6 protein-coding genes are annotated in these 14,171 nt (G+C 39.6%); all 6 read right to left on the bottom strand.

The genetic code is table 11. The annotated features are described in order from the left end of the window. Positions 1 to 704: 704 nt before the first annotated feature. Entirely contained in the window at positions 705 to 2,771 is a 2,067-nt protein-coding gene (gene brxL / locus BSZ04_RS17940; RefSeq protein WP_088881043.1) for a BREX system Lon protease-like protein BrxL, read from the bottom strand. 63 nt (positions 2,772 to 2,834) lie between these two features. Further along, positions 2,835 to 5,420 (bottom strand): BREX-1 system phosphatase PglZ type A, encoded by a 2,586-nt coding sequence (gene pglZ, locus BSZ04_RS17945; protein ID WP_088881044.1) that lies wholly within the window; start codon positions 5,418 to 5,420, stop codon positions 2,835 to 2,837. 8 nt (positions 5,421 to 5,428) lie between these two features. Beyond that, positions 5,429 to 8,947: a BREX-1 system adenine-specific DNA-methyltransferase PglX gene (pglX, locus tag BSZ04_RS17950; RefSeq protein ID WP_088881045.1), complete on the bottom strand. Its 3,519-nt coding sequence runs from the start codon at positions 8,945 to 8,947 to the stop codon at positions 5,429 to 5,431. Between the two features lie 16 nt (positions 8,948 to 8,963). Beyond that, on the bottom strand, positions 8,964 to 9,494 hold the full coding sequence (locus BSZ04_RS17955; protein WP_088881046.1) for a hypothetical protein: 531 nt from the start codon (positions 9,492 to 9,494) through the stop codon (positions 8,964 to 8,966). Continuing rightward, entirely contained in the window at positions 9,491 to 10,615 is a 1,125-nt protein-coding gene (locus BSZ04_RS17960; RefSeq protein WP_088881047.1) for an AAA family ATPase, read from the bottom strand. The genes BSZ04_RS17955 and BSZ04_RS17960 overlap by 4 nt, the downstream gene beginning before the upstream one ends. After that, positions 10,612 to 14,169: a BREX system P-loop protein BrxC gene (gene brxC / locus BSZ04_RS17965; RefSeq protein WP_197697128.1), complete on the bottom strand. Its 3,558-nt coding sequence runs from the start codon at positions 14,167 to 14,169 to the stop codon at positions 10,612 to 10,614. The genes BSZ04_RS17960 and brxC overlap by 4 nt, the downstream gene beginning before the upstream one ends. Positions 14,170 to 14,171 lie beyond the last annotated feature (2 nt).

The raw sequence follows: 14,171 nt of genomic DNA on the forward strand, positions 1-14,171 counted from the left end.
ATAATTGATAGTTTAATTAGACCTGTTTTGGAAACAATTAAGTGCAAACTAGCAACTAATAAACAAGACTAGAAAAACAGGCATAAGAATTATTCTCATCAATACTATTAATATAGTAACCCACTATATTAAATTATAAATTGACTATAAAAGTAGATATTAAAAAGAGAGAGAAAAAGAAAAGATATTAATAGAATGGATATTTCCTTTTTATTGAAGTTTTGCTCACTTCAGTATGGCCTCATTAGGATCAGATTAAATCAACGAATCACACTAGTAACTTACAGTCACGATAAATCAGAATGGTGCCCTTTTTCGGAGAGAGGCGATGTGCTGAATAATTGCCAAGTAATAACATTTGACTACTGTTGATGGTTATCGGTTAGTTTGCTCTTCTTTGCTAGCGAATAGATCTATCGACATCTGCGACAACAATCCCCTAAAGCATAGATACTGTTTTGATTCACGACTCAACAGGGTTCAAAACTGACCTAAAACGAAAAAGCCCCAGCATTTCTGCTGGGGCTTTAGAATGTGGCGGGAGTGAGGAAATCGAACTCTAAGAATACCTATTTGAAATTGAATAACTTATAGCAAGTCGATTTTCGGGAATATACACCCTGTCATACATGTTCTTTTTGCTACAAAAATCACAAAAAATATTAAAAAATTTCATTATAAGGAACCCTACAGTTTTTTATCGCTTACTGTTCAACCTTAATGAATGTAACTTCAAATGCCTTGCATGCTCTGTGCTTCTGTAATCGATTCGTCAGGCTAAAAGCATCATTTACATCATACTGTTGGTAAATATCTAGGCCTCGATCTAGTGAAATTTTCCACCCAGTATCAGTGGTGATGTGCCGTGCATGTTGACTACCTGTTGTATCAAATGAATAAGCAAACTTAACGCCAACGGCAAATAGTGAAGCCTGAATTTTCTCAAAATATTCGCGTTGTTGCTCGCCTTTGAACTCATCTTCAACAGTTATTAAGCTAACAACAATTTCGTCTTCTTCTTGTTTTTGTTTAACAACAGTTTCTAACAACTCCATCAAGTTCTTTGCCTGGTAGAACAAACGAATATATGGGTCAGTGATGGTAATATGCTTAGCACCTTTCAAGTAAGGGCCAATCAAACTGTCATAACTCACACCTCGTTGGTTCTCTGCAAACGTTAGGTGCTGTTCTTTAAGCTCTTTATCTCCAGCATCCTCTGAGCTTGGATTAGAACTTTCAGTATTCGGCTGCACCGAAGAAACTTCTGGTTCGGGCATGCCAATATCATCAACATCACCAACAGTTTTGTTGAAATAGTTAGGGTATTGCAACTCTTCTAAAGTTTGAACGGGAACTTCTTTACCAGCTTTGCCACTATAGGCAAAGTTAACATCAGCATATGTATTGTCGATCCTAAACAGTTGGTCTTTAACTCGTTTACGACCTTCCATTGCAAATGTAAGGACTTCTTCTATTTCTGCTTCACTAGCCCCACCATGAGGAAACAAGATCTTCATTAACCCGCTAAACGTCTTGTGGATTGCATCCCTATCGCGAGTCGATATTTGTGACGACAACCGGAAGTGTTCTTGGTATTGATCTGAATAATCTTGATTTCTTAAATGACGAAGTACTTCTGCAAGGTAATCTACTACAAAGCCATAACCATCCGAGAACATTTCCCCACGAATGATGTCTACCTCCCAGCCTGGGATGTAGAAGTGCAAGCGATCTAAGAACGCTGAGTCATAAAACTTCTCTGGCAGCGCATCAAACAGATCAGAGTGCTTTAGCATATAAGGCAAACTGTGTTCTGTGTTTCCAACAAAAGCCATTGATGCATCTGCACCCAACGTTTCAACACCTCGCGAAAACGATTTGTTCGCCATGTAGTTTTTCATGATATCTACAAGAGCTTTATCAACTCGCTTCTGTTTACCTGCAAATTCATCAAACGCAACTGTATCCCAATAGCCGACTAAGCCCAACTTGCCGCTGGAATTGTTTACGAATAGCTTCGGTACAGTGACTTCACCGCCAGAGATCAAAATACCGTGAGGTGAAAACTCTGAGTAGATATGAGATTTACCAGTCCCCTTTGGGCCCAGCTCAATCAGGTTATAGTTTCGCTCACAGAACGGGATCAAACGAACTAACTGCATCAACTTGCTTCTTCGACCAAAGAAATCAGGATTGAAACCGATGCTTTGCACTAGTACATCAATCCACTCATCAAGATTAAACTTATTACGAGCAGCAATGTACCCGTCATAATCGAAGTGCGACATCTGGATCGGCTTTAAAGTACTCAACAGCCACGGACTAGCGTCTTTGTCATCAGTATGATCGTACTCAATATCAGCAATTACCCATACGCCGCCAACTAGTAATTTTGGGTGTTTTTTTACCGTTCCTGAATCAATCAAAACCTTCTTAATACCAAGGTTTGAAAACTCTGTTTCGTATACATCTTTCTTATCGTTTAAGGATACGCTGACCTTATCAATAATTTTATGCCGGCCTTTTTCTCGAATAGTAGAGCGCACTAACCCGGCTTCATTTCGGTGAACATAGTGCTTAGCGAGGATTTCTTTAACTGTTTGAATGCCTGACTCGATGCTCGCTTCATCATTCGTTGCGCAGTACTGCCCTAGCAAATACTCCAAAACATATGATGGGACAATCGCATTGCCTTTGACCGTTTTTACTAGGTCCTTCCTAACAACGAGGCCTGCAAATTCATCACAAATTTTCTGGTTAAGCTCACTCATATACTTGCCTTAGTGCTTTAGTAACCAACATCCCTGTCAGCTAGAAACAATGTATTAATCTTTCTAGAAATCAAAATCAGACGTAAAGGAACGACGAATGGTATATCGCAGTTCTTTGTAAGTCTTGAATTGATTGGTACCAACAACCACCTCTTCTAGTCGAAGAATAACTTCTTGATTGTTAGCAGAATCAGCCTCTTGATTAAGCAAGAAACGCAATTTCATTTCGCGCTCTCGCGGATTTTCTGAAGTCAAATCCAAGTCGACGGTGTGATAATCAGAAATAAGCGTGCCCGATTCCGTATAGATACCCAATCGCAGTGTTCTAGGTTGTGTTTTTTCAGTAACTGCTTCTTCTTGATACAAGGTCACAGAGATCTGACCACTAGTGATAACACTTGAGCCACTTCTAAGCACATCAACCTCAACCATCTTTGTATCACTAGAACGCTTTTTATTGATGCTAATGATTGGAATGATCGCCTCTTGGAGAGATGCTCCACCATGTACGAAACGACTACCAGAGCCACTTAATCGTAAGCGCTGAATGCCTTTCGGCACGACAGCATGCACATCACCAACAACACCAAGATCATCGTTACTAAAGGCTTTTAATGATTTACTGCAAGTTAAACTTTTGCCCAAAACAAAGCGTCTATCGTTGTATAGAATCTCACCTTCAACATCTTTTGTGAGGTAATCACTATCATCTAGTGCGCTGTTTTGATAGAGAAATCCATGATCAGCGGTAATGATAATATTACTCGCATTGGCATTAGTGAGCTTCTTAACCAGCTTGAGGAGATCGTCGAAAGTTTTCTCGGTCGCTTCAAACGCTTCCCCCTCAGACTGCATTTTGTCACCCGCATGATCAATACGGTTATGATAAACATACAGGACATCATTGGCTTTAAGCAGCTCTCGATTGCACGCTTGAGTATTTTCAATGAGATCTTTAGCTTTAACTGCACTCGCTCTCTCACCAACGATAGCTTTTAGTATTTTGTCTCGATTATCAGTACCTTGTGTAGACAAAGCCCCCATCAGCACCGTGCCCGTTTTGTTGTCAGCCAACTGTAACGGATACTCTTTAGATTGCGGCAATAGAGAAGCCATTCCCAGTTGGGTATAGCTTGGCATCGAAGATAACGCATGATCCAACGTTGCTTCAAAACGATCTTCTTGTCTTATACGACTTACTATTTCATCGCCAGCTTCGAAACGGAAAGCATCAGAGATAATGACACAGACCTTCTTCTTCTTAGCTAAATACTTACCCTCTACATGCTTCTTAAAAAAGCAATTTTGAGGTTCAACATCGGTAACCTTCCATGCAGTCATAGCGTCAACATGAGCTTGCCACGCATTGGTAAGAGGTTGCACGTAACTGTTGATGTATAGGTTTTCAATCTGCTTTGTTAACGTGTCTAACAACGAATGCTGTGAAGATACTTTAAGCGCATAAATATACTGTCGATAAAGCTGATCAAGCTTGAACCATTGGCTCGTATATCGCTTCACTGCTTGTGAAGCGTCAGGCATATCAAACTGAGCTGTATCTAGCAGTGCAAAGAACTGACTGGCGACATCAACAGCTTCATAGAGAAGCTCATACTTTTTATACCAATGTCCTTGCCTTCTTTGTCGGCACCAAAGTGTCACCTCACCTTGAGAATATATACGCTGAGCAACGCCATATACGAGATCATGAATAACTTTGACGTCTATCAGCTCGAAATAATCTAGCTCTAACACCTCTTTCAACGAACGTTGATTTAAATCACTTTCGATATCTAAATCTGAGGCGCATTTCTTCGATAGACTTTCAAACGTGCTTTGATGCGTACGACTGTCTTTCCAGCGTTTGAAAAACACCAGAGAGTTGTTGGTCATATTTTGCTTTTGTGAAGCTTCAGCATCTAAGCTGACACCTTGTAAGCCTGTTGATAGTTCTGCAAGGTAGCTAAACTTAAACAGTTCAAAAATAAAATCCATGACTGACGGTGTGTCACTTTGGTAGCCGTATTGAATGGCTACCTGCTGCCATAAGAACTCTTGGAGATTGCAGTTCACTACAAAAGAATACACTTCACCGACAGCTTGCTCAGCCATCAGCAACTCCAAAATCACATCTAAACGAGTATCACCTTTTTGCTTCGCGCCTACCGCTACTGCCAACATTTTTAACCTTACCTGGCTAATAGTGTCATCAGTATCAAGCAAACTTTTCAATATACTCTTGCGTGATTCAGCTAGTGAGCGAGCAGTCTCATCATCTCCTTGCGGCTCAAAAAACTTGGCGTGCTTTTCTACCAACTCGGAAAACTCACCAGGCAAATCCAGCTCACTGAGCCAGATAGCCGATTGATCAGTTTTGAACACCGTACTCGTGAGCTCTATATCGTATAACCAGTTCTTGAGCGGCTCTGGCTGCTTATCTTCTTTATACAGCAAAAAGTTCGTTTTAGGCTGTTCACGCAACAGCCTATGTTTGATAGAAAACTCGTTATTGTTGATTTCAATTTTTTCAACATTTTCAATCTTTAAGCTCTCAAAATCCGCACGTAGCTCACGTTTATCATCGTACCAAAATACGACACGATTTTTTTCGAACAAACGTTTAAGTGCGACTGTAATTCTTGTTGTCATGAGATGCCTTACGATAAACCCGGTACTTTTTTAAGTGCTTTGCCAAATAGCGGGTAATTGTGCTTCACACCATCATCTAAGTCTATCTCTACTTTTTCACCCGCAAGTGGGTAGAGCACATCATGCTCATAATCGTTGATTTCGTCCAATACCTTGTTGATCTTCGCTATTGTCTTAATCGCTTGTGTTTTGTCTCTCTGGCTCGCAGACGCACTGATCTCAATTTGCTCTAAGCTTTCTTTACGCGCTAGCAATTTGGTTCGGAACTCACGCAAGTAGTTGTTCAGTACAACGTCCACAGTATCTTTGTTATAACGATGCATATAGATAAGCGCATTAAACGAACCTTTAGGGCTAGAGAACATCCAGTAGATTGGGCGTTTTTTGTAGCGCTTAAGATGTTCGGTATAGAAGTCTTTAACAAAATATTTCTTAATATCCTTACCGATAGCAGCTTCAATAAACGCTAAGTTTTCACTGAAGTGATCTTCTCCAAACGTAACTTTTAAGAACTGCTTAAAACATTCAGTAATATCGTCTTCAAACCAATCACCTTCAAAATCGATGAGTGGAACGACATTATCTTTATCAAGCATAAAAAATGGTTGTGGTACTTTATCTATATAAGTTTCTAAAGAATCGCCTTTATTAGCTAAAACCAGACCTTCTTTGTCAATTGAATACCTTCCAAAAATACAGCCAACCCCATATGACACAAAGTCTTTTACCGTATCTGTTTTTAAGGTGTTCTCAGCACAAGATTTATCCTGAATGGTTCCACTATAACGGTAAAATGGATTGCAGCTTAAAGTGATAGCTTCTGTTGGAATGCTGTTAGTGATCTCTTCAGTAAGATTATAGTTTTCAATAAAGATTCTATTGATTTCCTCTTCAATATTCTTCAAATCACATATTGATGTGTTCCACCGCTTGGAAAGCTGAATGTACGCATCACTAATTAATCCGCTTTCTTTTTCAATTAGACCATGTTTTGTAAAGTCGCGTGATAACTCATTTTGGTCCCAATCATTTTGTGCAATAGTGATTGCTTTATTGGCAAGGTCCAAAACTCTCTCACGAGATTCAATGTTACACATAACCCTAACTTCACTGATTTGATTTGGGCCGAAATTAACAGATGGTGCTAATATTTTTAGAAATTCACTTCCTACTTTTGAGTTGAGTAAAGCCATAGACACTAATTGCTCAGACTCACTACCAAATGCACACATCCCAGCATTGGTAAACAAAGTCCCCTTACCAAACTTTCGAACACTGATTGAGCCAGTCGAGATAGCACTCCACGTTATCCCCGGCTTAAAATAATGTCCCATACCTGTTACGGTACGAGTAATCGAGTTGTACTTCTTTTTGGCAAATGATTTGATATCATATCCGTCATCTTGCCAATTAAGCACACAATCATTAAATCCAAACCACTTCCGGTATCCCCCTCCATGATTGATTGGATACCACTTGTTATCTGACGAATCCTTACTTATAGAGTCTTTAGATACCTCATACCAAAACCGAATGAATCTATCATTGTCGAGTGTTTTCATACCCTGTGCAGTATCTAAATTATCCCCTAAACGAACGCCCGATTTAAATGCATTAAGTAAGCTTTTTGAAGCCCAATACGCCAACGGAGTTCCTGGTATAGCCAAGTAGTCTCCGGATTTTTTTTCAATACGCAATTTGCTATCTGGGTTAGCTATAACTTCAAGTAATGTACTGTCTTTTGCAGCCTCTGACTTACCACTAACCAAATTAATATAGGTGGCCAGTTTATCTCTATTGGATATATTTTCGATAACGTACGCAGTAGTCGAAACCACTTCCCCTCCAATACTATCGAAAGCACGTGTTCCTAGGTGGATCATAGATGAGATTGTTGTTTGGCGAAGCAAATAGTTCCTAAGTTTTTCATACGAAGCTAAAAACATCCAACTTTGCATATTTATCATAGCTGAGTAACCACGAGAAACTGTTAGTTTCAGGTTGCGTTCGATAAACATTGAAAAAAGGTCTGACTTGGTCTTTGGGTAATTGTCTGTTGCCCATTTTGACAAACGAGGATTCATTCCTCGATTCCCCATGTATGGAGGATTAGCAATAACTATCTGATATTTTTGACTCAAGTACTCAGCCTGCTTAAGCGCTTGCAACACGGATTTATGCGTATCCGCTAAAAAGAGTTGCCCTGAGACATCTTTAGAGTCCAGCATCGCTAAAATATCCGCTGGATTATTCAACGTTGGCTGAATTAAGGAGCCAAAATTATTTGCTTCTTCAAACTCTTTAAGCGTCGCTCTCAAATCACTAGTAAATAGATCGGCTCCGACAAATTCAAAATACTCATCAAGTTCAATGCCAGAAAAAGCAACATTTTGAACATGACAAATGTTAGGCTCAATTGGGTTTCGAAAAAAACGACGACGGTTGCTACTTTCATCTAGAGGGTTGCCTTTAAGCGCTTTCATGCTTAACGCGAAAGCCGCAAGCTCAGCGGCTCGCTCATCAATCTCAATACCATATAAGTTATTGGTCAAGATCTTCTCAGGGATCTCCGAAGAGTCATAGCCCGCATCTAAATAGATCGCATAGAGCAAATCATAAGCATAAGTCAGCATATGACCGGAACCACATGCTGGGTCGCAGATCTTTAGCTCTTCCGGGCCAGAGATTTTTAAATAGTCTTTCTCTTCTTCAGTAGGTTTGATGTAGTAATCCATCTGCTCAATCACTTTAGAGCTAGGGTTATTTAACATCCATAAACGACCGAGAGAGTTTTCAACCAAATACCTTACTATCCAGTGTGGTGTAAACAACTGTGTTGCTGCTGGTATGTTCTTAGGTGTGATCTTTTTACTCTTCTTTAAATCTTCAAAAACTTGATCTTTCTTCTCAGAAATATAGAACTGGTATAACCAACCAATCGATTCAACCGATTCACAGTTTTCAGGTGTCATTGCCTCACGGGTATACGCCAAAATCGAGTTACCCGATAACAAATCATCAGGCATCAACAATTCTGTATAGTCTTCAATGCGTTCAAATAGGTAAGGCATCAAACGGTGATAATCATTACATACTGCAACGATCATTAATCGGTAGGCTTCTGACTGACCATCACGGCTCGGAGTCGAACCACCTAATAGGCCATTGATTTCATCGCGTGCTTTTTCATTGAAAATACTGTCATCTAAGTGACCGGCTTTTGCTTCCGCTAAGATTTCAGGCTGGAACTGTCCAGCTACAGGTGAAACCACCATAATACGATTGTACTGATTTGCATCCATAAACCGAAGCGCACAGAAACGGTTGAACCACGTGTAGGCTACCTGCTCAAGAAGCTGTTCTTCACCTAGCTCTTGCTTTTTGCTCTCTAGTTCTTTGACTGCTTTCGGTGACTCACGACGAGCTAAGCTATCCTCTGCAAGAACAAGTTTTAGTTTAGTTTGCACTTGCTCAATCAAGCTTCTACGCGCAAATTGAGCGAATTTTTTTAATCTAGATGTATCCACTATGAGTTTAACTCCGTCACTTAGTCGTTGCTGATAATCGAACTAATGGCCACTCAAGAGCTTTGTTCCACTGTTCAACGGTAAGAACAACACAATCTTGAATATATTTTCGTTTCCAACCTTGTCCTTCGTTTTGAATATCAGACATAAGGCGATCTTTGAAGCCTGTCAAAATCAATTTCTGTTGAGACTCATCAAATGCATCCAATCCTAGTAAAACAACATACTTAAAAGGTTTAATATCTCTTTCCATCAAATGCATATATGAGTATGAGTCTCTCGCTTTCGGTGTAAGCTCCTGTTTTAAAACAGAGTTATCCACAAGACGTTTATAATATTTCTTCTGCTCTTTTTCTTTAGAGCGAACATTAGACGGATCTTTGATCTCAACAAGTAGAATGTCATTTTCGCGTTCAATTACGATATCGACAAACTTCATATTATTTGGCAATGTAGCCCCTTGAATATCAAGTTCCTCCCATACAAGCGACTTGGGAAACTCAAACTCTAAGTCTGCATTAGCTTCTGCTTTAAATTTTACAGTCATATAGCGAGTGCTCTTTCAACGTCAGCATCATAAATTTCAGCGTACGTATCACTAATGCTAGATTTACTAATCACGCTATAGTCGTCAGAGTGCTCATAAAGTATCTTCTGGGATTCAGGGTCTTTTTTAAGTAAATGATACCGAATACTATCTCCGTGCTTTACATCTTTATTCGCTAACAAATCAAACCACTTCAACAATGCATAGTCGTGGGTAGCAACAAAAACCTGCTTACCATTCCTAGAAATTTCCAATAATGACTTTACGATCATCTTCATTAATTTGGGGTTCAAATTTGATTCTGGCTCATCCCAATATAAAGGACTTTTAGAGGAGCTGTTAATCGCACCATTTAAGATAAGCTGTTGAATCATACCTATTTTTCGATAACCTTCAGCAGTCATCGTGGTCGACAATTCACTATCTGGAATCGGTTTAAACCAAAATTCATTTGAATTATCACGATATTGTTGGTAATCACCAGCAATAAAATAATGATCATTACCTCGATATCGGTACTGACCTTTTATATTTTTACAAAGCAGTTTCAATACACCTCCCAATCTCTGATCTTGATTAAGGAGCTCTTTCTCATCCAATAGTTCTTTGTTCAATAATGCTAAACAAAGATCAACCACTGTCTCATCAAACAAAGCTCTAAGTTGCTTTTCATCCACAATTTCAGACTCCAGTGCTGGCAGCAATGTAAGAACTTCTTTTGTTGGGATAAAAACTCCGGCTTCTGCATCAAAACTATCATTTAGAATATTTAATGTTTCCGTAGATTTGTTGTGTTCAATTTTAATCTCATTAGTCAAACCATAGGCGTCATCAATTGCTATACGAGAGTTTTGCGGAGCGTTACGATTTACAATACCACCTAACCTTCGACTTCGAGGTTTGAATAAGCCAAGTAATGATGACTTAATTTGTGCTGAAATTTGCGAATCTGACTTACCCTGACTTTTCAATTCACTCGCTTTACCTAGTAAATAGGCAGCCTTTAATACTTGTGTTTTACCACTACTATTCTCACCAACTATAACGTTAATCTGTGAAGAACAATCTAGCGATATGTTTTCAAATGCAGAAAAGTTTTCTAATGTAATTTTACTAATCATAACTGTATGTTCTTTCCATCATTAATGGCTTGTAGTAGTGCTTTTTTGTACTCTTCAACGTACCCTTCGACATCACTCACGGTTGAAAGCCAAGGTTTAGCGTACTCAACTTTAATCTGTTTAGCAGAAACACTTTTTATTTGTGATTTACTCGTTGCTTGATCACCTGAAGATGTTTTTGTTTTTCCATCTACCGATTGATTTTTAGAATCAGGTTTTTCTTCATGTTTAGGTTCTGGAGCCGGTTGCGACCAATCCATAAGCTTTTGAACCAGCTGACTATATGTCTGCTCTTCAAAGCGCCTAGCTTCATCACGCAACATCGCGATCAATGACTGTTGTTCAAGCTTCGCAACAACGCGCGTAAATTCTGCCTTGAGTTGCTCTTGTCTTTGCAGCTCCAACGCTTTGAACTCTTCAAAACTAGTTAGCTTTGTTTCTAAAGAACAAATACTCTCAATAGAACTCTTTTGTTCCGCCTTTACCTGCTTCTGAATTTTATTTAGCAGTGCTTCAGTATCTACCTTGAGACGCTGAATCGAACTGCCCTTGTAAATATCTGCATTTACTAGTGCATTTTGAATACTTTGATATTCATCACCCTCAATATACTCGAGATTGGCTTTTTGGTCCGTAAGCGCTTGTTTGGCAGCATCATAGATAGACTTTTGAGAGCCTTTCATGAACTTAACTACTGGATCTATGGTTCTTTCTTTGTAATCAAACCAAGTGTCTTCTTGTTTAACCAATTCCGTCATAAACCATGTATAAGGTTTGGTTTTGAAGTCATTTAGCTTTTCTACAATATCTGACAATACTCGCAAGAACGGGTATTGCGATGCTTGAGATAGTAGCTTATCAAGACCACTTGCCTGCTCTAGAAAAGCTTCTTGAAGCTCTTTCGCTATCGCTTTCGGTTCAGATGCATGGGCAACTTTTTCAAAATAGTCGTTGTAGAAATCTTTTACTGCTCTAAGTTGAGACGGCGTAAACTCCACTTGAGGATCAAGAATAAGGTTTCCATGAACGCTAATGTTACGGAGTGCACGTGATAGCTCCGCGTCATCGAGCAAGTTCGTTGCTTCGCGAACCTCTACCTTACTGTTGGCACAAAGGTAAGCTAAATTGCACAGTACTGCTGCATAAGACCAGCCATAAGGCTTGCTTTCAAACTTCTCCAATAGAGACTTAACTGTCGTTCTTACACCACCACGGCTATTACTTTGAATATGGGAGAACATTTCCTGCTGAGGCTCTGGCAATTGGGTGTCATCTCCCAAAATCCCTTGGCCTGCTTTCTTAATAATGTCGGGAATATCAGATTCACGATACGTAATGTCACGCAACATTTTGAGGTTAGGATAGGTATACTTAATTAGCTCACCAAACGCTCGAATAATCTTGCCTTGGCCATCTTCACCAGATAGCTCTACCTCTTTACCCGCAACAAAATAAGTCGCTGAGCCCACAAGTTTTGAAGTTAGTGCTTTAAGTTGATTGTAGCGCTCGACATTCTGCAGCCCTTTCTCTGTGAGAATACGCTTGATGTTGTCTTGCTGAGTTGCTTTAGTTTCATGCGCGACATATTTCTCAGTCTGCTTGTAGAGCACTAAGTCGCTAACCAGTCTCGCGCTTTCAGGCAGCACGACTCTCAATTCATGATTAAATAGCGTATCAGATTTATGCTTCTCAAATGCTTCACGGTAATCATGGAACGATGTGATCACGTTGATGGCTAATTCGCTTTCTCGACCTGACAATTTATCGTCTAGCTTTCTGCTAAAAGGATAGTCTTGGTTGTTCTCTTCCCAGCGAATTTTGCGATTTTTCAAAACACCATCGTAGATGAGCTTATCTAGTTGTGAAGCAATCACATCAGAATCAATTTCTGTGTCTTTAATCGCCTTCTCTATATCTTGCTCTTCATCCGTTAGGTACTCAAAAAGATCCCCATTACGCTGAATGTAGGTTTCCTTTTCTAGAAGATTTAAGGCACCTTCCACTTCTAGCTTGAGTGCAGGGATGTTTCGCGAGAAGCTATCATGCATTAACACACATAGATTTCTTAGTGTCGGCTTAAACTCTTTGACATACTTAACTAGGAACAGGGCTTTCAATAGACGGATAGCAAATTGATTGTCTAAGTTCAGCTCAGCTCTCAATATAGCTTGCTGGTTTGCTGTCTTCAGTGCAGTTCGAATACCTTCAAACATAAGATCAAAGGTTGCTAGTTCACCTAGCTTGTGATCTTTTATCGCAACGGCAACCTGCTGGAACACGCCCAGCATCGAACGCTCACCTACCGAGCTATGCTTTCCTTCAAAAGCACCATACGTCGATAGATTTTGAATTGCAGACTGGAACAAGCCAAATTGGTACGGAATAAACGGGTAGCTTTGAATAAAATGATCTTTGTCTTTGAAATTCTTATAAGATTGGGACCCATCTGCAAAATCAAATAGGGTCTTAAAGCTATTTTCTTGTTCATGGTATAGATCTGACAGAGCAGGGATAAACTCGTCTTTCTTTTCCAATAAACGTCGTTGAATGACTTCTGCTACGTCTTGACTGGTCAGCTTCATTCTGTTTTTGAAGCGAGCCTGGATCTTTGTAAAGTCATTTTCACTTTGTTGGTCAACTTCACCGATAACGGATGACATATCCTCTTGAGCTGTCACTATGACCCAAGCTTGACCATTACATTTTGTCGCCAAGCTCTCAGCAACAGTTTGCAAGTTTGTCATCAATTTAACGTTGCCAGCCACATACTGACCTACTTCATCAACAAAGAAGTTGAGTCTGAATCCATCTTCTTGCTCTGATATATAACTCTTAACTTGGTCAGCAAAATCTTCAATCGAAAGACGATAATCTGAACGGTATTTATCTAAAATACCTGATACTTCTTGGCCTGAGATTGCGTTGTAGGTTTCATCAACAGCACCTGCCATTCTTTTTGCTCGTGCACGGCCATGCTCCCAGCTTTTACCGCTGATAGATTCAAATTTGATCTTGAATTGTTCTAAAAGACCATCTTCTTTTAGCTCTCGCTCAAACTGTGCAATGTAAGCTTGCTTACCATAAAAACCGCAGTGCTCATCGAACACTTTTACGAATACAGCGATTAGTGCATCCAGCTCTGTTTTGCTGATAACATCGGCTTTTTGGTCAATATTAAAGAGGATACTCTCAGACGGAATATTGACCGCACGCTTGAGATCATTTGCAAAGATACCACCCTCATTCAAAGGTCGCTTCTCTAAAAATAGCTCTAATGGGGTTACATCCTCAATTGGGTTGTTCTGAAGCAATAGCGCAAGCATTTTCAAAAGGTGGGATTTACCTGAACCAAAAAATCCCGATACCCATACACCATTCGCACCTTGATAGTTAAGGTAAGCATCTAAAAAAATATCTAGTCGCTTCGCTACTTCATCAGTGATAACGTATTCATCGAGTTCTACATACAAAGCAACGTCATCATCTGCCTTGATGACACCTTCAATAGGGCGATCTACTTTCTTATTAAAGAGTTCTTTTAACTTCATATTCATTT

Source organism: Vibrio rotiferianus, assembly GCF_002214395.1.
Lineage (GTDB): Bacteria > Pseudomonadota > Gammaproteobacteria > Enterobacterales > Vibrionaceae > Vibrio > Vibrio rotiferianus.

Bases quoted from the DNA above. Each gene is read 5' to 3' on its own strand.
- brxL (WP_088881043.1), bottom strand. From the start codon at position 2,771: ATGAGTGAGCTTAACCAGAAAATTTGTGATGAATTTGCAGGCCTCGTT.
- pglZ (WP_088881044.1), bottom strand. From the start codon at position 5,420: ATGACAACAAGAATTACAGTCGCACTTAAACGTTTGTTCGAAAAAAAT.
- BSZ04_RS17955 (WP_088881046.1), bottom strand. From the start codon at position 9,494: ATGACTGTAAAATTTAAAGCAGAAGCTAATGCAGACTTAGAGTTTGAG.
- BSZ04_RS17960 (WP_088881047.1), bottom strand. From the start codon at position 10,615: ATGATTAGTAAAATTACATTAGAAAACTTTTCTGCATTTGAAAACATA.
- brxC (WP_197697128.1), bottom strand. From the start codon at position 14,169: ATGAATATGAAGTTAAAAGAACTCTTTAATAAGAAAGTAGATCGCCCT.